Below are 18183 nucleotides of genomic sequence, written 5' to 3' on the forward strand. Positions count from 1 at the left end.
GGGCGCGGCCAGGCCGAGCGGATCATGCGCACGCCGCCGCATCAGCAGCGTGCCTCGGTCACCTGCGGGAGGCCGTGGCATGCCGCGGCGACGTCCCGGGAGGGCTACGAGCAAGCATCCGGCGAGGCTCCGGTCACCTCTGCGAGCGGCCGGCTCCGGGCACCCGTGCGGTGCCGAGAGCCACGGACCGCGGCTCGGCCGGTGCCAGGCCTTCGAGGTTGAGCGGCCCGCGGAACATGAGCGACGATCCGCCGATGCCATGGCGCGCGGAACCCTGGCCGAAACGGCCTCGACATACCGAAGCGCCCGTCGTACGGCAGTACGGCCGACCGCACACGGACCTACGGATATGCAGTGGCAGGTGGGCTCCTCCGCTTGGCAGGGTTCGGTCATGGATTCCCCACTTCACGAGGTTCCCGACCGGCCCTGGCTCGGCGCCCCGATCGATGCCCGCCCCCTCTTCGCCCCGGAACATCAAGCGCTGATGTCCACCCTGCGTGCTCTGGGGCCGGACGACTGGCGCAAGGAGGCCGTGCCGGGCTGGACGGTGCACGATCTGGCCGCACACATCCTCGCCGACCTCTACGGGCGTCTGGCCCGCGACCGTGACGGCCACCAGGGCGGGCCGGCGTTTGCGCCGGGCGAGACCGTGGAGAGGTTCGTCCACCGCATCAACCACGAGTGGGTCGAGACCTGTCGCAGGGTCAGCCCCGCGTTGCTCGTGGACACCCTGGACCTCATCGGCCCGCAGCACGCGCGCTTCATCGAGACCGCGGACCCCGGCGCGCCGTCGCTCGGAGTGTCATGGGCGGGTGCCGACCCTGCCCCCAGGTGGCTCGACAGCGCTCGCGACTTCACCGAGTACTGGACCCACCGCCAGCAAATTCGCCATGCAACCGGCCGGAGCACCGACCTCGACGCACAGTCCCTGTCCGTGGTCCTGGACACGTTCATGCGGGCACTCCCGCACACCCTGCGCGACACCCCTTCGCCACCGGGCACGCAGGTCCGGTTGACCATCGACGGTGAGGCCGGCGGCACTTGGACGGTCACCGCCACCGAGGAACGCTGGTCCCTGGCCGAGCCGTGCCACGGCCACCCGGCCGCCCATGTACGTCTGGATACGGAGACCGCGTGGCGGCTGTGCACCCGTGGCATCGAACCGGACACGGCACTGGCCCGTGCCCACGTGGACGGCGCCCCCGGACTGGCTGAAACCGTCTGTCGGATCGTGTCCATCGTCCACTGACACGAGAGGCACGGCACATCGCCACGTTGCCCTGGCGTGAGGTGCGCTCGATCCGCTGTATCCGCGAACAGCCCGTCAGAGACCGTGGACGTTGAGCAGGAGGTCCGTCGTGTTGCTCGGGACCTTCCGGACGGCGCCGGAGGTGGCGTGGCGGAGGAGCCATGAGCGGACGTCGGCGGGCTCGGCATGCGGATGCGTCTGCAGGTAAAGGGCGGCTGCCCCCGAGACATGGGGCGCCGCCCACGAGGTCGCCCCTGACATCGAGGTGGTGGTGCCGTTGTCGAACAGCGAGCTGATGTGATCTCCCGGCGCGTAGAGATCCACACAGCGTCCGCCGTTGGACCCCAGATATTCGTTGTCCTTCCAGTGCCCGTCCTTGCGGGTGGAAGCGCCCACGGTGATCACCTCGGCCATGTCCGCCGGTGGGTGGGCACAGGCGTCGGCTGCGTCATTGCCTGCCGAAGCGACCACCGTGACACCCTTGTCGATCGCCTTCTTCACAGCGGCCCTGAGCGCGGGAGAGGGGCGGTCGAGGTTCAGGGAGAGGTTGGCGACGGCCGGCTTCCTTGCGTGTTCGGCAATCCAGTTCATGCCACGGACAATGCGCTTCTCACTCGTCTTCTTCGGTACGGGGCGCTCCCCTTCACCCCCCGACATGCTGCGCACCGCGACAATGCGGGATTTCGGTGCCACGCCGGTGTCCTTGCCGGCGATGATACCGGCGACGAACGTGCCATGGGATACGCCCATATCGTCGTGGCATCCCCCCGGCTTTCCCCCGACCGTGTCCGCACCTTGCGATACCCGTCCACCCAACTGGGCATGGTCCAGGTCGACTTGGCAATCGAGCAGGTAGACCCGTACCCCTTCGCCCGTGGCGGTGGTGTGGAACCGGTGGTCGAGATCCGGTGCGGACTGGTCGATCCGGTCCAGATTCCAGGGCAGTTCGCGGGACTTGTGGCCCGCGGGGTCCTTGGACTCGTGGTCGGCCTTGCCGTCGGCCTTGCCGTCCGGGGAATCGCTCGGCTTCGAGGCGTGGGTGCGGGATGCCGAGCCCGCTGACTCTTGTTCCTCCCCGGTGCAGCTGGTCACTCCTGCCAGGCCGGTGAGGGCCAAGGTCACGGAGACGAGAACGCGGGCAGCGTGCGCCATGGGGGGAGCCCGTCCTTACGGTGGAAATTCCGGGCGCGATGTGTCCGGGCACGCACGCGGAGTCGGGAGATGCCTACTCGAACCTAGGTGTCACGAGATGACGGGCGGAGAGTAGGCATTACTCATCCCACGGGTCGGTTGCCTTGCTCCGGCCGGGCGCGGACCGCGGTGGATCCGTTGGTGACCGTTGCTCCTCCTGTGCGCCTGGTGGCGGCGGGTCTCCGCGGACGCGTGGCTCGCATCGCGACCCGTCGGACCTGCCCACCTCGGCCTCGCCCCCGCCCCCCGCTTCCTACCCGGCCCGCACAGTCGCCTGCCCGCCCGGCGTGCTGCCGGGCGGGGCATCCACGGGTGGGTGCGAGTGAAGTCACCCCACGCTGACGTGCCAGCGGGTGGGGTTGGGGTCGTGGGCGCTGCCGTCGACCGGGTGCTGGCCGGCGGGGCTCACGTCGTCGTAGGGGAAGCCGTATCCCTGCGGGGAGTTGGCGTGGATGATCCGTGACCAGTGGTTGGTGGTCTCGTCGCGGTAGTAGTCCTCGGGGCTCGCGCCGCCCGGCTGGTCGGGGTGGGTGAGCAGGGTGCTGCGGTTGAAGGCGGCGGCGAGGCGGGCCATGACGGCGAGTTGGGGCTTGGAGCCGGCGTTCGTGAACGGCCCGGAGTCGCAGCTGAAGATGTCCGCGGAGGTCGGCTTGGCGAAAGGCCTCTCCAGGCCCGGGAAGGTCAGGGAGCCGTTCTGTACGCGGCCGGTGAACGCGCCCAGATCCCCGGTGTCGATCCGCAGATCGGCCGAGGCGTACTTCTCCCAGACCGCGTTGGTGTACGAGTCCCAGTAGCCGTCGAAGGAGCCCTTCGACGCGGGGAGCTTCTGTGGGGATATCGCACGCAGGACCGTGCCTCCGTCACTGATGACCAGCTTGTCCCAGGGATACCCGTCCTTGGCGGCCTGGGCCCGGAGTGCCTCGGCGATGCGTTCCGCCGCGTCCAGTTGCAGCGGGGCCACGGTGTGGGACGCGTCGCCGGCCAGCGTGAAGCCGATCGGCAGGGCGGTGACGAGGTCGACGTAGCTGAGGTTGGCGTAGAGCTGTGTGGTGTCGAAAGTGAACTCGCAGAACGACCAGACCTTGCTGTAATTCTTGTCGGCTTCCGCGACGAAGCTCGGCTCGACCAGCTGGCTCACTTCGTTGACGAAGAAGGTGATCTTGTCGTTCCGGACGAAGTAGACCCGTGCTCCGTACATTTGCGGAAGTGTCACCACCGTCGGTCCGCTTCCGGCGGCCTTCAGTGGGATCGAGCAGTCCTCGATCTCCTGCATCTGGCTGCTTTGCGGCAGATAGAACTTGCTGCCGTCGCTGCGCAGCAGAATCCACTTTCCCGTGCCCTGCTCATGGCCGGTGACATAGGCGTTCACCGAACCGGACAGGCTCTTGTTCTCCAGTGCCAGTTCGCATGTGGCGGGAGTTGCTGCGGCCCGGCTGCTGAGCAGGGAGCCCGCGAAAGGGGCGGTGATTGCCGCAGCGCCTGCGGCGGTGAGGAATTTTCTTCGGCTGACCATGACTTATGTACCTCCGGGACGGGCGACCCCCGTTTCGGACGGGACAACTGTCAGCCGCCGCAAGGGGCGAGTCAAGGCTGTGGACGGAATTTCTGAGAGCGCTCTCACCAAATTCCTGGAAAGACCGTGCAGAACTAGAAGGATTGACTAGGTCCGGTGCGTGAGGGCGAGTTGAGTCCGTGCGGGCCACCTGACTACACCCGGCCCGGCCGGTACGCCTCGATGAGCCTGTCCGTGAGGGCGTTGATCCGGGTGTCGATCGTCTGCCGGCGCGGGTCCTCGTCGTACCAGGAGACGATCTCGCGGGCCCCTTGCGAGAACGGGACCCGGGCGACGAAGTCCGGGACGATGCCGCGGATCTTGGCATTGTCGAAGATCTTCGAGTGCGCCTTGTCGCCGAGAAGCTCCTCTCCCCAGCGCCTGTCGGCGGCGGCGATCGCATCGGACGGAAGGTGCACCAGCCGTGGCTCGACGCCCGCCGCTTCGGCCATGGCGCCATAGATCTGATTCCAGGTCAGCACCTCGTGACCGGTGATGTGGAAAGCCTCCCCGAGAGCGGCACGGTTCCCGAGGAGTCCGGCGAATCCGTTCGCGAAGTCCGTGTGGTGCGTGAGAGTCCACAGCGAGGTGCCGTCGCCGTGCACCAGGATTTCCTGCCCGCGCCGCATACGGTCCACGACCGTCCATCCGCCGTCGAAAGGGACAGCGGTGTGGTCGTAGGTGTGCGAGGGACGGACCACGGTGACCGGGAATTCCCACTCGCGGTAGGCACGTATGAGCAGGTCCTCGCAGAGAATCTTGTTCCTGGCATACGCGGAGTGCGGGTTGCGGAGCGGAGTGGACTCGACGATCGGCAGCCGGCCGGGCGGGGTCCGGTACACGGCCGCGGAACTGATGAAGACGTACTGGCCCGTACGCCCGGAGAACAGGTCGATGTCCGCCTGGACGTGGGCGGTGGTGAAATTGAGGAAGTTCACCACCACGTCGAAGTCATGACCTCGTACGGCCGCGCGCATCGATTCCGCGTCGCGGACATCGGCGGTCAGCATCCGTGCGCCACTCGGAGTCTTCCGGTGCGACGTGCTGTTGCGGTTGAGCAGATGCACATCCGCGCCGCTTTCGGCGGCCCGCTGTGCGCAGGCGGCGCTGATGACACCGGTTCCCCCGATGAACAGGACCTTCAGGTTGTGCACGGTCTTCCCGTCGCTTTCGTTCGAGTGGGTCGGGGCCGGCGGGCCGCGACAGCTGTCCCGGCCCGCGTCGGCGTGTGCGCTCTGGGGAGTGGTCACTCTCCCGGGAAGCGGGCGCCCACGGTGAGACGGATGTCGTCCAGCGCGCGCATGATCCGCAGCGTCTCCGCGAGCGGCATCAGATCGGACTCCCTACGGCCGGCCGAGACGCATCGCGCCACCTCGGCGGCCTCGAAGCACAGCCCCCCGTCGAGCCGGGACGGGGAATGGACGTCGAGGAGTTCGTTGTCCCGGCCGATCAGCCGGACCGAACTCGGCGCGTAGAAGGCACCGTCGAGCTCCAGACGGGCGCGCGTGCCCGAGATGGTCGCCGTAGTCGGCGTACGCGCATGGAGCGTTGTGCTGAGCAGGCCGTGCGCCCCCTCATGGTTGGTGACGACGACGGACGTCTGCCCGTCCACTCCGGTGAACGCCTTGGTGCCGACCGCGGTCACCGTGGCGAAAGGCCCGAGGACCATCGACGCGAAGGACACCGGGTAGACCCCGAGATCGAGAAGTGCGCCACCGGCGAGCTCCGGGGCGTACAGACGATGCGCGGCATCCTCGGGCATGAATTGCCCGTGATCGGCGATGACCGTCCGCACGTCGCCCAGGAGACCGGAGTCGAGAACCTGCCGCACCACATCGATGTGCGGCAGAAAGCGCGTCCACATGGCCTCCATGAGAAAGACGCCTCGCCGCTCCGCCACGGCGACGAGGTGTTCCGCTTCACCGGCATTGCGTGTGAACGCCTTCTCCACCAGCACGTGTTTGCCCGCCTCGATGGCGTCCAGCGCGTGCGTGAAGTGCTCGGAGTGCGGTGAGGCCACGTAGACGACCTGTACGCGACGGTCCTCCAGGAGCTCGCGATGGTCGCCGTACGCGGCCGGCACGTCGAACCGGGCGGCGAACGCACGGGCTCTCTCCGTACTCCGTGAAGCCACCGCGACCACGCGCTGCGCCGTGTACGCGCGGACGGATTCGGTGAACGCCGAGGCAATGCCACCGGGGCCGATCACACCCCAATTCAGTGCAGGCGCCTGGAGGGGATCGGGGGTGCGCGGCGCAGGCAGGGAGGAACGGCGGTCCCCGCCGCGCTCCCCGTCGCCGGGCGTGAGACGACTCGCCACGAGGCTGACCTCCGGAAGAGTGGGGAAGGTGATCGCCATGGCCTGGGACACGCGTGCTCCGGGAACGTTGCGCTCGCCCGCGGAGCACGCCGCGGACGAGCGGTTGTCGTCCAGGAGGTCTGCCCGACCGGCCCTCTTCACCCAAGCGGACACCGAATTGCCCACGCAAGCTCAACTGGAAGGATTGACCAGGGTCGGTTGTGTGACGGTTATGTGGGGACAGCCCTGAACCGCCGCAGCCTTGCTGCCGCTGAGGCCGTACCCGGTGGCGGCCCCCTGAGGGACCGGGCGTGTCATGGTGCCGCCCGGTCTTCCTCTACGGCTCCAGCGACGGCGGGTGGTTCACGCCGGTGCCTTGATCACCGGGCTGGAGCCGTGGCCGTGGCAGTGGCCGGAGCCGGAGCCGGAGCCGGAGCTGGGGTCGAGGCCCGAGCCGCCGTCGAGGCCGGATCCGGGGCCCGGGTCGGGGCCGGGACCGGGGCGGGTCGATAGCGGGAAGGCGGCTCGAACGGGGTTCGGAGTTGCGGGTGGCTGATGCAGGCCCGGACCGTCTTTCCTTCGTCCCGCCGGAGGACGTACCACGTCTCGGCAAGGCTTGAAACGATCTGCATGCCGAAGCCGCCGCCTTCTCCGCGCATGTCCTCGGGCACCGACGCCGGGGGTATGGGACTGGGGTCGTCGACATCGACGACAAGACAGGTACCGTCCCACGTCAGACGCATGGTCTGGGGACCGCTGGTGTGGTGGCAGGCGTTGCTGACCAGTTCACTGGCGATCAGCGCGGCTGCGTCGATCAGCTCCGTCACGGCCGGTCCACGGTCGGTGGTCAGACCGACCGAGGCCAAGTGGCGGCGCACCACATTGCGCGCATGACGCACCGGGTCGTGCCGCAGAGGGAGATCCCTGCAGCAGGATGTGTACGGGACCACCGGCTGCGCAGTCGACATAGGCCTGCTCCTTCCGGCCTGCATATGAAGCGAAATGCACTGACTCGACCACTGTCGCCTCGCATGCTCGGGGCGTGGATCAGGGAAACACCCCAGTGCGATGTGCCAGTCCCGTCCGGGCGGCGAAAACGCTTGCGGTTGCTGGGCTCGGGCCACATGCACCACCGCGGAATCAGAGGGGGGCCACGGCACGGATCGCCCTGTGTGCATCACTGCTCACGTGCCGACGTCTGGCAGGCGAGGGCTGCCGACGCGAGCCGGCATACGGTCCGGCGTCCGTCTCCTGGGTCGGTGCCGAGACGGTCGACGCGGCTTCGGCGGTGTTCACCTGCGCGAGAGGGAGATAGCTTCGCGATCATGGAACCGCTGACTGACACCGCCACCGACCAGGCGCCCGCCGATCCGGCCGCCCCCGACGACATGCTGGCCACCCAGCCCATCGGGTACTGGAGCGGCCTGGCCAACGCGGCCGTCACCCGGCATCTGCGTGATGCCATGGCCACGATCGACGTCACGCAGCCGCAGTACTGGGTGCTGAACCGCGTGAACGGCGGATCCGCGGCGCCGAGCCGCGAGGAGGTCGTCATCCAGCTGACGCCCCTCGCGGACGGGCAGTACGAGATCGCTCGGGTCGTCGACCAACTGCTCCACCGAGGCTGGCTGCGGATCGACGCCGAGCGGCGCCTGCACCTCACCGAAGCCGGGGAGGCTGGCAGGGTGCGGGTGCGCGAGATGGTGACCGAGTTGCGTGCTGTGGTTCACGAGGGCATCAGCGATGAGGAGTACGTGGCCGCGCTCAAAGTGCTGCGCAGGATGGTTGCCAACGTTGAGGGCGACGACGGCTCCTAGTGCTACGGCCGTAGATCGCGACTGTGACCTGCGGTGACGCGGTGACGCGGTGTGACGCGGTGTGCATGGCTGGACGCAGGGCGGCCTTCGCGTCAGGGTGCGGTGTTTGTGCGGAACAAGCCGTCGGCCTCGCCACCCATCAGGTCCGCCGCTGAGCCTGGGGGAGGAAGAAGACCGGGCCCTGCCAGGCGTCGCCGCCCCCGTAGGGGCGGGATCCGGAAAACGCGTCCCAGCCGTCCCGGCCGCCGAGCACAGCACCGGTGGTCGCGGTGTACTCCTCGACCAGCCCGGGTCTGCTGGAGAACCCGGACATCCAGTCCATCTCGTGGTTGCACGGGGTTCGACAACCGGCGAACCCATCGGCGAGGCATGTTTCCGGACGGCCACACGGCCATCCATCCGAGGGACAGAGGGACAGAGGGACAGAGGGACAGAGGGGCAGAGGGACAGAGGGTCAGAGGGACTGCACCAGGTCGCGCAACGCTCGCCGGTTGGCTATGCCGGACTTCGCGTAGATGTTGCCCAGGTGGTATTCGACCGTCTTCGCACTGACGTAGAGCTCGTCGGCGATCTCCCGATTGGTCCAGCCGTGGCCGACCAGTCGCGCGACATCCTGCTCCCTGTTGGTCAGGTGATCCCAGAACCGCACGGCTCGGCCGGCCGCCGCGGAGAGCTCCGGATCCTTGAGAAGGTCCAGACACATCTGCACGTACGGAAGGGCTTCCAGGGCCGTGAAAATCCGTGCGGTATCGCGCAGACGATCCCCTCCCTCATCCGTCCGGCCCGAACGCATCAGTACGCGTCCGAGGGCGAGACCGATCAGCGCCCTGTGGAAGGCCGGATCGCCACCGTCCGGGGGATGGGCGAGCCCGGATCGGAACTGCTGCACGGCCCCTTCGACATCGCCTTGGGCGGCGAGGATCTCTCCGTGTACCCAATGGGCTGCCACGGGATGAAGGGCCCCGGTGGAGCCGCTGTTGCTGAGCCGGGACAGTGCCTCCTCGGCCGATCCGATATCGCCGATCGCTGCACAGGCGGAGCCGAGGAACGGCAGGTACCACACCGCGTAGAGCCCGGAACGCGTCGCGTTGGTCGGCTCACCGTCCGCCTTCTTGATCAGCTGGGCGACGCGCTGCTGATTCCCCCGGGTGTACTCGATGAAGGCCGTCGTCATGATGCGGTGGAACTCCGGACCGGAGAAGTCGAAAACCCGGGTCGAGTGCTGCGATTCGGCGAGGTCGGCACTTGCGGCGTCCCAATGCCCTTGGGCGGCATGAAGAAAGGCCGACAGGCAGTGCAGGGAGCTGAATTCCACCGGCCGGCCGCATGTGCGTGCGACGTCGAACGCCAGCGAGACCTCGCGGCGGGCGTCATTCCACTCGCCCAGCAGGATGAGGCACCACGTCTTCTGCACGTGTGCCACGGCGACATTGCCCCGGGTCGCTCCCACCGGCCTTCTCCGCGTGACCACCGACAGATCGGAGACCGCCTCGCTGAGGCGGCCGGAGAGGCCGCGCAGAAACCCCCGGTGCGTCAGCGCTTCGATGTCGATGTTCTCGACCTCGACCGGATTCTCGGGAAGTCCGGCCAGCTCCTCGAGTCCTGCCGGCGCACCGTCCATCAAGGCGCGGGCGTGTGCCGCTGCCGCTTTGGCCGTCCCCGAGACCAGAGACCTGGGATGGTGGGCCAGCGCGAAGGACGCGGACGAGTAGCAGGCTTCGCCCAGCCCCAAGGAGGCCTGGACACCTGCCAACGAGGCCGCCGCGTACGCCGCGTCAGCCTGGGATCCGTCCGCGGCGTATCCGTCCACCGCGAGCTGGAAGTGATGGCAGGCGGTGGCGTCCATGCCCTCGGCGAAGAACAGCAGTCCCAGAACCTCGTCCTTGAAGGGGGATGCGGGGGTGTCGACCACATCGCCTCGGTAGTAGAGAGCGCGGTTGTACTGTCCGCTGATCACCAGTAGGCGTACGGCGTTGAGCAGCGCAGCGGGGCGCCCCTGGCTGTCGGGATCCATCTCGGCGACACCGAGGGAGAGTTCGGCCGCGAGGGGGAGGTTCCCGCCCTTGAGTTCCGCGGCCGAGGCTGTCCTCAGCGTGTCCGCCAGGTCGGCGTCGTACGCGTCGGCGGCCGCGATACTGTGCCGCCACTTCGCGGGCGGCTCGAGGAACTCGGCGATACGCCGGTGCATGCGCCGCCGTTCCGACGGGGGGATCGCGGAGTACAGAGCGTCTCGTTGTCCCCTGTGTACGAGCTTGAGCCGTGGCACGCCCGCCACGTTGTCCCATTCGGCGGCCCCGGAATCGATGAGGGGCTCGACCTCCTCGGTCAAGCGATCGGAATCGATGAGCGCACGGAGAAAGGGGATCGTCGCCGGAGAATCGAGGACGGCGAGATACTGCAGGGCGCGTCGGCCCGTCGGAGGGAAAGCCAGGGTCCACTGGCCCACCGCATCCGCCAGCGTGCGAGGTATCTCGATCAGCGAAGGATCCTCCGGAACATGAGAGCCGGAGCGGGCTCCGAGCACCGCACGGAGATACAACGGGTTTCCGCCCGTCCAGTCCATGAGATTCGCCATCCGGGACTTGGACGGCACGTCCGCTCCGTGCGTCTTGATGAACTCCTCGGACTCGGCCCTGGTGAATCCGCCCAGCGATATTTCCGTGAATCGGTCGCTGCGCGGGGTCAGCCCCATGCCCTGCCGGGTCGACGATGCGTTCTCGGTGTTCACGACGACCAGGATCGGATCGGCCCACAGCCGGAGGAAAGTGAAGCCCAGTACGTGCAGGGAATCCGTGTCGAGGAGTTCGGCGTCCTCTATGACGAGAACCGTCGGCGCGCTGGTCGATTTGACTCCGCTGTCCAGGGATTTGATCAGCTTTCCGCCGATCTCCATGACCGACATCTCGCGGAGTTCATCGAGTGAACTGAGATTCCCGCGACGTTCCATGGAATCGAATGACGCGAGCAGTCGGTGTACCGCTGCGAAGGGAAAGCTCTTCTCGCCGGGCATTCCATGGAGAACAACCTTCGAGGCGCCGCTGAGGGAGGACAGAAACTGTTCCGTGAGGGCACTCTTGCCGGCACCGGCCGGTCCCGAGACGAAGACGATCCGGATTCCCTGGCTACGAGCCCCTTCCGACGCCGCCGTCATACGTGCCAGTTCACGGGTACGGCCTATGAAAGGGGAGACTTCCTGATCTTCCATGCGGCGCTCCTGGACGCGGCAGCCACGACTGGCAGTCTACTCGTCTTCGTCGCGTCTCGCGCCGTCGGCCGAGCGGTGGATTTGCGCACCGGCGCCGGGGGGTGAACTCCGGGGAAATGGTCGAGAGAATCATCGAGGCAGATCCATTGGTCCGGCTCGTGGTGCCGTGCGGGTATTCGAGCCGTCTCGGGTCTATTCCATGATGCTTTTCCGTGAATTCAATCCTGGTGCAGGCAGATGGGACTCGTACCGCCGCTGCGTTGCGGCGTGGCGCCCCCGGTCCAAGGAGGCCACCGGACAGCCAGGCCAAGGCACCGGAGAAGTCCGGTCGCCCGCGGCCCCAGGGCGAAGCCGGCGGCGTCCCGGGGGTACCCGTGACGCAGTGGGCGGAGGGAAAAGTCGACGGCTCTCCGCCCGGGGGCGGACAATCGAGAGACGCGGCACGAGTGGCGAAGCACGGGGGAGCGCCCTCGCCCCGTGCACAGACGTGACCACGTGACCCGAGGTGTCTGGAGCGCGCGCAGGCCCGGGCAATGGCCACGGCGAGGCCCGGCTGGTGCAAGGGTGGCGATGATGCCGACGTGGCGATTGCGGGACTTCCACGACGACGATCTCGACCGTGCCATCCGCATGTGGGAGCAGGATCGTCAGGCGGACGACTCGTACCCCGTTTTCCCCATCTCCGAGGTCATGGCCGCGGCCCGTGCCGGTGGATCTGCCGTGGTGGCGGTCGTGGGCGACGACGTGGTCGGGATGGCCGTCTCCAGGAACGAGGGAGAACGGGCCTGGATCACGCTGGTGGCGCTGTCGGACACCTGGCGCAACCGAGGAATCGGCAGCGCACTGATCACCGAACTCGAGCGACGTATGCGATCCCAGGGAGTACGCCGGATCGGCGCTCTGCTCGCGCCTGGAGCCACCGGAACCAAAGCCCTGGAGAACTCCGGCTACCGCTCCCGCAGCGGACTGCTCTACTACGAGAAGGCAGAGCACATCGCCCCCAGCGACGCGGGCCTCCTCGCCGAACTCGGCGGCAGACTGCTGCCCCCGGGGCTGTGGAGTGACCTGGCCGGCATGGAACGCGAGAAGGGCACCATCGAGCGCCGCATCGTGCTGCCCCTTGCCGAACCCGCGCTGGCCGACCGGTACGGCGTCATACCACCCAAGGCAGTCATCCTCTTCGGCCCCCCGGGCACGGGAAAGACCAGCTTTGCCAAAGCCGTTGCCTCGCGCCTCGGCTGGCCCTTCGTGGAACTCTTCCCCTCACGGATCGCCGCGGCAGGATCCGGAAGCCTGGCCACTTCTCTGCGGGAGAATTTCGCCGACCTCGCAGAACTCGAAAGTGTCCTGCTGTTCATCGACGAAGTCGAGGAAATCGCCGGCACCCGCTCCGGCCTGGCCGTCGACCCCAGTCACGGAGTCACCAATGAACTCCTCAAACTCATCCCCGGCTTCCGCGACCACGACGAGCGCCTTCTGATCTGCGCCACCAACTCCGTACGGTCCCTGGATCCGGCGTTCCTGCGCCCGGGACGATTCGACTACGTCATCCCGGTGGGTCCCCCCGATTCCTCGGCCCGTTCGGCGATCTGGCAGCGCTATCTGGGCCCTGCCGCCGACACCGTCGACCTGCACCAACTGGTCGAGGCCAGCGAGATGTTCACGCCTGCCGACATCGAATTCGCCGCTCGCAAAGGCGCCCAGGCCGTCTTCGAACGCGAAGTCGCCCACCGGCAAGGCACCCGAGCGACCACTCAGGACTATCTCACCGCCATCACCGACACCCGCCCCACACTCACCGACCAGGTGCTCACCGAATTCAACGAGGACATCCAGACCTACGTCCGCATGTGAGAGCCCATCCGCGTCGTCGATCGCCGTAACAGTCGTGCGGGCCGCACGCTCCCGTGATCTGCGCCTTCGTGGGGTTGCGTGGGGCCTGCCGGGAGCGCATCCCCGTGAGGGTGCGGTTTCTCGTCGGCGTCATGCCGCGTGCCGGGCCACTACTCAGACTTCTGACGACTCTGGCGTTCGGCCCGCTCCCGGCTGTGTAGTGGGGAGGATGCGGCCCAGCCGTGCCGTGTACGCAGCCGCGCCCGCCCGCGCAGGTCCGGTTGTACACGCGAAGGGCCGACGCAGGGGCGGGCCGAGGGCGCAGTGCCCGGCGCTGCTCCGGCCCGATGGCGGCCGGAACGGGACGGCTGTCTGCGCCCGGAAGGCGGGCGGAAACCTCCCGACGGGACGCATTCGCCGGACGCAACAACTTGCTGAACCGCACGGCCGACGGGGAGACATGACACACCACGACGATCCCGAATGGGAGTTCACGGTCGAGTTCGAACTGCTCGGCAAGGGCATCGACGCCGAGACCGCCGAGCGGATCGTCCGTGAGGCACGCGAGCACTGCGCCGAGACGAACCAGGCCCCGGTGGAGGCATTCGGCGTTCCCGAGGAGTACGCGGAAGAGATGGCCCGGACCCGCCGCTCCATCGCCCAGCGAGCGCGCTGGGATTACCGGCATGACATCGACGTCGAAGACATGTGGCGCTTCGTCGTCGGTTCGCCGGGCTGGATTCTGGTACTCGGCGGCATCGTGGCGTCGCTCAGGAACGGCATATGGACGAACCTCACCCCGTCCGGACTCGCCTTCGCAGCCGCCTTCTGTCTGACGTGCTCCCTCGCGGCACTGGGGCAGATGTTCCGGACGAGCGGCCGACCGAGGCTGATGACCGCTGCCTGGGCCACCACCGCCGCCGGAGTGATTCTGGCCGCGATGTGCAGCGAATTCGTGTCGCACGACCGTGTCGGGCGCATCCCCACGGTGTTCCTGATCGCGACCGGGGCCGGGCTGCTCTGGCTGGGGTTCCGCATCAAGCCCCCCGCCGGTCTCATCTCCCCGAAGCCGGGGCGGATAACGGAGACCGAGCAGTGGCTCCGCCGACTGCACGGACTGCTGCGCCACCGGCACCGCGTGCGGCGTGCCTCCGCACGGCAGGTGCTGGCGGAGACCCGCGTGAAAGTGGAGGCGAGCGGAGCAAGCCCGCAGGAGAAGTTCGGTGACGTCTAGGAGTACGCGCTGCGCCTCGTGGAGAACGGACGGGTCGACCGGCCGTCGCGCAAGGCCCTCACCTGGAATTCCCTTGCCCTGGCAACCGCGGCTCTGTGTGTCAGCATCACGTCTTTTCACCGTGATCCCGGATGGGAACTATGGCTCCGCCTCGCTTTCCTCGCCTATCTGGTCCGCTGGCTCATCAAGAACCGCGGTGACCGGTGGCCCGGAGCGGCCGCACGCCGGCCGGGAGACGGCAACGTCTGACCGGGCGGAGTCCGTGCGGGGACCTGCGGGGTGGGAATCAGTCGACGGAGGCCTTGAGGGCTACGACGATGAGCCCGAGGAAGCCGGCGAGGGCCGCGGAAACGATCACAGGTCTGCCTCTGAGACCGCCTCGTCGTGCGCCGACGGCTCCGAAGCAACCGAGTAGCAAGACGGCGAACCACACAGCGATTTCCACGGCCACGGTGGCCGTTGCGCCGCACAGCAGGGCCAGCAGCAGTACGAGTACGGGGCCCATCGCCGACTGAATGATCGGCCACTGCGTACGCAGCGTGGCCCGCAGCCGTCGCGCGGAGAAGGCGATGCCCTGCTCGGCGCGTACGAGTTCTTCGGCGTAGACGTGGGCGAGCCAGTAGATCACCACGGTCGCGGGGACGTTGATGAGCACATCGTCCAGTGCGACGGGCGGGTCGGAGTACGCGGCCATGACTGCGCCGGTGATGACGGTGCCGTAGACCGCTTGCGCCGGATAGTCCAGGGGCAGCAGCAGCCGTCCCAGTCCCACCGACCATTCCCGCAACTGCATGGCGTCATCATTGCGGCCTCGGGCTGTATGTGTCGCAACGACACCCCAGTCCGCCGCAGGATGATGGCGCCCAGGAGCCGCCGGGTCCGCATGTGCACCCCGTACGCATGGGTGGGCCCTAGCGACCGGAGAGCTTGACGGACCAGGCGGTTTCGCCGAAGGAGTGGGTGCGCCAGAGGGCGGTGTCGCTGAGGAAGTCGGTCACGTCGCGGTCGGGTCCCAGGATGAGGTTGCCGGCGATGAGGGATCCGCCGGTACGCAGGAGCCGGTGCAGCTCCGTCACCACGTTCAGGGTCGGTGTGAAGCCGTCGAAGAAGGCGAGGTCGTAGTCGCCGTCGTCGAGGGTCCTGAGTGCGTTTTCGGCTGTGTCGTGCAGCACGGTGATGCGGTCGGCCAGGTGATGTGCTGCGATCTGTTCCTCGGCGAGGCGCACATGTTCCTGGTCCATTTCGATGGTCTGGACGTGTGTGTCGGGTGTCGCGTGAGCCATGGCGATGGCCGTATATCCCAGTGCGGTGCCCACCTCCACGATCCGGCGGGCGCCGACAGCGGCCGCGGCCGTCGCGGGCAGGGTCCCTTCGCCGTAGGCATAGGCGCCGCAACGGTGTGCTCGCCGGTGGCTGCGCGTGGCGGCCCGGACCGCGGCGAACGGGTCGTCCACGGTGATGGGCCGTCGTATCGCGGCCAGCGCCGCCACGGCAACCGGCCGGAACCTGTTCGCCACCGTCGTCATCACACTCTCCCTCGTGTGCAGGGCCCGGCGCAGGGCCGGGCTGTTCGTGGTGGCCACCGTGGCAGTTGAAGCGCCGTTCAAGTCAAGGTGGGATATCCGGTGGGCGAACGGCTTTTGGACATGGGGGAGGTGGCCGAGCGCACCGGTGTGAGCGCATCGGCCCTCGCTTCAACGAGCGTCTGGGGCCTGATGCAGCCCGCGGGGCGCAACGGTCTGCAAGACGGATCTACCGGCAGGATGCCCTCGACCGCATCGCGTTGATTCTCAGCGCCCGGGCCGCGGGCCGCGATGGAACAACGGGCCCGAGTTCGCCTCGGCCATGCGCCGCCTGCCGTTCCCCCCACTCCTGGATTGCCCCACCTTCCGCGCCGAACTGTGCACGCACGCTGCCGGGCCCGAACAAGGAGCACCCCTCGCCCCGGGTGACTTTCGGCCCGAACGGTCACGCCGCTCGCAACGGGATTCCTCATGGGGGAGCCGCAGGTTCCTGGGGTCGGCTCGGGGGATGTGGGTCAGGTGGTGGGTGGCCGGGGCGAGTTGGTGGATTCGGTGCCGGCCCTGGTGGGTTCGGTGCGGGTGATGGTGACCAGTACGGCGACCGGTTCTGGTGTGCCCTCTCGGGCGAGTTGGGCGGTGACGGCGGTCCGCACGCGTTCCCGTACGTCCCGGGCGGTGTCCAGGGCGCGCCGTTCCTCGTCGATGATGCAGCGGACCTCCACCTGCCAGCCGGGTGGGTCGGCGATGTGGTCGGCGCGGATGCCCGCCTCGGGAGGCGCGGTGGAGGCGTGTGCGCTCTGCACGCCCCGGGCCGCGGCCGCCAGCCGGTAGCCGAGCCCCGGTTGCAGCCCTTGCACACCGGGTACGTCGAGGGCCGCGCGGGCTGCGGCTCCGTGGAGGGTGTCGGCCTGGACGGTCATCGGGCCTGTCCTTCCCGTTGGACGGCTGCGCGGGAGCGGAGGGGGTGGAGGCGTCCGATGACATCCACGATCTCGACGTCGACAGCGGCGACGGCCAGTCCGAGGCGGCGGTCCGCGGCGCGGAGGACGGCTCGGCGTACCAGTTGGGCCCGTTGGTGCAGGGGCGTCTCCAGCCCGGAGGCCAGGCTGAGTGAGACGTGCACGCCGGTGCCTTCCTCGCCGGGCGTCACGCGGCAACTGCATGCCTGCGAGCCGGGCACGGTGTCGGCCGCCCGGCGGAGGACCTTCGTGGCCGCTGTTTCCGAGATCTGCAGGTCGCGCGCGGGATCGTCCAGGGCGAGCAGCGGGCCGATCCGGACCTCTGCGCGCACCGCGTCCATCACCCGGCCGGCGAGGGTCCGCCCGCTGGGGCGTTGCTGAGCGCGGAGGGCGAGCGTGGCCCGGTCGAGAGCTGTCAGCCCTTCGACGGCCTGCGTGCAGTACGGGCAGGAGGCGGTGTGCGGGTCGGTTGCGGGGCCCTGGTCGCGGGCCTGCTCCCAGGCGAGGCTCAGTGGGCGTCCGCAGGGAAGCCGCTCGTCACCGGCCAGCGGTGCGGCATCGCCGGACCGCTTCGTCGCGATGCTCCCGATGCGCGCTCCCGGCGGGTCGCTGCCGGAGTGCGGGGGATGCGGGCCGTCTAGCGCCATGAGTTCATCTCCTTCGACAAGGAGCGCCGTGCTCGGAAGAGCCTGCCGCGCACGGTCGGTGCGCTGGTGCCCATCACCTGGGCGATCTCTTCGTAGTGCAGGCCGTGCAGCTCTCGTAGCACCCAGCATGCGCGCTGGTCGGGGGGGAGCGCGCCGAGTGCTCGGACAAGGGCGGTGGTGGCGGCGTCTGTCTCGGCGGCGCGTTCGGGGGAGGCGTGTCCGTCGCGGGTGGTGGACTCGGGGGCGTTCTCCAGGGACACGGTGGGGGTGCGGCTACGGAGGGTGTTCAGGCAGCGGTTGGTGACGATGCGGTACATCCAGGTGCGGAACTGGGCGTCGCCACGGAACTCCGGCAGCCGGCGCCAGGCGCCGATGAAGGCGTCCTGTACGGCGTCCTCGGCGTCCGCGGGGTTGCCGAGCATGTGGTGAGCGAGCACCAGCAGCGCGGGGGTGTGGCGGCGGACCAGGACGGCGAAGGCGTCGTCGTCGCCCTCGCCCGCTCGTACGGCCAGCAGCCAGTCCGTCGCCGCGCTCAGGTCGTCATCCCCGGCCGCGGGTCGGGCGGGGAGGTCCTGGGCGCCGCCGTGCGGCGGGTCGTCCTCCTGCGGAGGTGGCGGGGTTCCGTTCTGCTTGCGCATCGGTTCTCGTTCGCGGTCCGAGGGCCGGGGTCGGGC

The 18183-nt window shown here is 68.5% G+C and carries 17 protein-coding genes; 5 read left to right on the top strand and 12 right to left on the bottom strand.

Annotated features, from left to right (window positions below; genetic code table 11):
• Window positions 1–391 precede the first annotated feature (391 nt).
• Window positions 392–1249 (top strand): maleylpyruvate isomerase family mycothiol-dependent enzyme, encoded by an 858-nt coding sequence (locus tag ACGFNH_RS29835; protein ID WP_393659016.1) that lies wholly within the window; start codon window positions 392–394, stop codon window positions 1247–1249.
• Between the two features lie 75 nt (window positions 1250–1324).
• On the opposite strand, the gene ACGFNH_RS29840 is transcribed toward ACGFNH_RS29835, so the two are convergent.
• From ACGFNH_RS29840 to ACGFNH_RS29860, 5 genes are all read right to left on the bottom strand, one after another.
• A complete protein-coding gene (locus ACGFNH_RS29840; protein ID WP_393659018.1) occupies window positions 1325–2365 on the bottom strand; it encodes a S8 family peptidase in 1041 nt (346 codons plus the stop codon).
• 403 nt (window positions 2366–2768) lie between these two features.
• On the bottom strand, window positions 2769–3953 hold the full coding sequence (locus ACGFNH_RS29845; RefSeq protein ID WP_393659020.1) for a beta-1,3-glucanase family protein: 1185 nt from the start codon (window positions 3951–3953) through the stop codon (window positions 2769–2771).
• Window positions 3954–4147: 194 nt separating this feature from the next.
• Complete coding sequence (locus ACGFNH_RS29850) at window positions 4148–5146, bottom strand: NAD-dependent epimerase/dehydratase family protein (protein ID WP_393659022.1); 999 nt, start codon at window positions 5144–5146, stop codon at window positions 4148–4150.
• A gap of 92 nt (window positions 5147–5238) precedes the next feature.
• Window positions 5239–6363, bottom strand: coding sequence for a Gfo/Idh/MocA family protein (locus tag ACGFNH_RS29855; RefSeq protein ID WP_393659024.1), 1125 nt, complete (start codon window positions 6361–6363; stop codon window positions 5239–5241).
• Window positions 6364–6671: 308 nt separating this feature from the next.
• Entirely contained in the window at window positions 6672–7259 is a 588-nt protein-coding gene (locus tag ACGFNH_RS29860) for an ATP-binding protein (protein ID WP_393659026.1), read from the bottom strand.
• Between the two features lie 357 nt (window positions 7260–7616).
• Between ACGFNH_RS29860 and ACGFNH_RS29865 the strand changes: the two genes are divergently transcribed.
• Window positions 7617–8108, top strand: a complete 492-nt coding sequence (locus ACGFNH_RS29865) for a MarR family winged helix-turn-helix transcriptional regulator (protein ID WP_393659028.1) — start codon at window positions 7617–7619, stop codon at window positions 8106–8108.
• Between the two features lie 139 nt (window positions 8109–8247).
• Here the strand turns inward: ACGFNH_RS29865 and ACGFNH_RS29870 are convergent, their stop codons facing one another.
• Window positions 8248–8430: a hypothetical protein gene (locus ACGFNH_RS29870; protein WP_393659029.1), complete on the bottom strand. Its 183-nt coding sequence runs from the start codon at window positions 8428–8430 to the stop codon at window positions 8248–8250.
• Between the two features lie 132 nt (window positions 8431–8562).
• Window positions 8563–11313, bottom strand: a complete 2751-nt coding sequence (locus tag ACGFNH_RS29875) for an AAA family ATPase (protein ID WP_393659031.1) — start codon at window positions 11311–11313, stop codon at window positions 8563–8565.
• A gap of 573 nt (window positions 11314–11886) precedes the next feature.
• On the opposite strand from ACGFNH_RS29875, the gene ACGFNH_RS29880 reads away from it, so the two are divergent.
• From ACGFNH_RS29880 to ACGFNH_RS29890, 3 genes are all read left to right on the top strand, one after another.
• Window positions 11887–13167, top strand: coding sequence for an ATP-binding protein (locus tag ACGFNH_RS29880; protein ID WP_393659033.1), 1281 nt, complete (start codon window positions 11887–11889; stop codon window positions 13165–13167).
• Between the two features lie 439 nt (window positions 13168–13606).
• Window positions 13607–14380 (top strand): hypothetical protein, encoded by a 774-nt coding sequence (locus tag ACGFNH_RS29885; protein WP_393659035.1) that lies wholly within the window; start codon window positions 13607–13609, stop codon window positions 14378–14380.
• 18 nt (window positions 14381–14398) lie between these two features.
• Window positions 14399–14629 (top strand): hypothetical protein, encoded by a 231-nt coding sequence (locus ACGFNH_RS29890; RefSeq protein ID WP_393659037.1) that lies wholly within the window; start codon window positions 14399–14401, stop codon window positions 14627–14629.
• A 37-nt stretch (window positions 14630–14666) separates the two neighbouring features.
• On the opposite strand, the gene ACGFNH_RS29895 is transcribed toward ACGFNH_RS29890, so the two are convergent.
• From ACGFNH_RS29895 to ACGFNH_RS29915, 5 genes are all read right to left on the bottom strand, one after another.
• Window positions 14667–15173, bottom strand: a complete 507-nt coding sequence (locus tag ACGFNH_RS29895; protein ID WP_393659039.1) for a hypothetical protein — start codon at window positions 15171–15173, stop codon at window positions 14667–14669.
• A gap of 118 nt (window positions 15174–15291) precedes the next feature.
• The gene (locus tag ACGFNH_RS29900) at window positions 15292–15963 is read right to left on the bottom strand and encodes an O-methyltransferase (RefSeq protein ID WP_393659041.1); all 672 of its coding nucleotides are present in this window, start codon (window positions 15961–15963) and stop codon (window positions 15292–15294) included.
• A gap of 455 nt (window positions 15964–16418) precedes the next feature.
• A complete protein-coding gene (locus ACGFNH_RS29905; RefSeq protein ID WP_393659043.1) occupies window positions 16419–16823 on the bottom strand; it encodes a hypothetical protein in 405 nt (134 codons plus the stop codon).
• Window positions 16820–17509, bottom strand: a complete 690-nt coding sequence (locus ACGFNH_RS29910; protein ID WP_393659045.1) for a hypothetical protein — start codon at window positions 17507–17509, stop codon at window positions 16820–16822. The genes ACGFNH_RS29905 and ACGFNH_RS29910 overlap by 4 nt, the downstream gene beginning before the upstream one ends.
• Complete coding sequence (locus ACGFNH_RS29915) at window positions 17500–18147, bottom strand: RNA polymerase sigma factor (RefSeq protein ID WP_393659047.1); 648 nt, start codon at window positions 18145–18147, stop codon at window positions 17500–17502. The genes ACGFNH_RS29910 and ACGFNH_RS29915 overlap by 10 nt, the downstream gene beginning before the upstream one ends.
• Between the last annotated feature and the right edge of the window lie 36 nt (window positions 18148–18183).

Origin of the sequence: Streptomyces sp. NPDC048639 (assembly GCF_043199075.1) — a bacterium.
In the GTDB taxonomy this organism is placed as follows: Bacteria; Actinomycetota; Actinomycetes; order Streptomycetales; family Streptomycetaceae; genus Streptomyces.

Excerpts from the sequence above, each read along its gene's own strand:
- ACGFNH_RS29835 (WP_393659016.1), top strand. The coding sequence starts at position 392 with ATGGATTCCCCACTTCACGAGGTTCCCGACCGGCCCTGGCTCGGCGCC.
- ACGFNH_RS29845 (WP_393659020.1), bottom strand. The coding sequence starts at position 3,953 with ATGGTCAGCCGAAGAAAATTCCTCACCGCCGCAGGCGCTGCGGCAATC.
- ACGFNH_RS29860 (WP_393659026.1), bottom strand. The coding sequence starts at position 7,259 with ATGTCGACTGCGCAGCCGGTGGTCCCGTACACATCCTGCTGCAGGGAT.
- ACGFNH_RS29865 (WP_393659028.1), top strand. The coding sequence starts at position 7,617 with ATGGAACCGCTGACTGACACCGCCACCGACCAGGCGCCCGCCGATCCG.
- ACGFNH_RS29870 (WP_393659029.1), bottom strand. The coding sequence starts at position 8,430 with ATGGACTGGATGTCCGGGTTCTCCAGCAGACCCGGGCTGGTCGAGGAG.
- ACGFNH_RS29875 (WP_393659031.1), bottom strand. The coding sequence starts at position 11,313 with ATGGAAGATCAGGAAGTCTCCCCTTTCATAGGCCGTACCCGTGAACTG.
- ACGFNH_RS29880 (WP_393659033.1), top strand. The coding sequence starts at position 11,887 with ATGCCGACGTGGCGATTGCGGGACTTCCACGACGACGATCTCGACCGT.
- ACGFNH_RS29885 (WP_393659035.1), top strand. The coding sequence starts at position 13,607 with ATGACACACCACGACGATCCCGAATGGGAGTTCACGGTCGAGTTCGAA.
- ACGFNH_RS29895 (WP_393659039.1), bottom strand. The coding sequence starts at position 15,173 with ATGCAGTTGCGGGAATGGTCGGTGGGACTGGGACGGCTGCTGCTGCCC.
- ACGFNH_RS29905 (WP_393659043.1), bottom strand. The coding sequence starts at position 16,823 with ATGACCGTCCAGGCCGACACCCTCCACGGAGCCGCAGCCCGCGCGGCC.
- ACGFNH_RS29910 (WP_393659045.1), bottom strand. The coding sequence starts at position 17,509 with ATGGCGCTAGACGGCCCGCATCCCCCGCACTCCGGCAGCGACCCGCCG.
- ACGFNH_RS29915 (WP_393659047.1), bottom strand. The coding sequence starts at position 18,147 with ATGCGCAAGCAGAACGGAACCCCGCCACCTCCGCAGGAGGACGACCCG.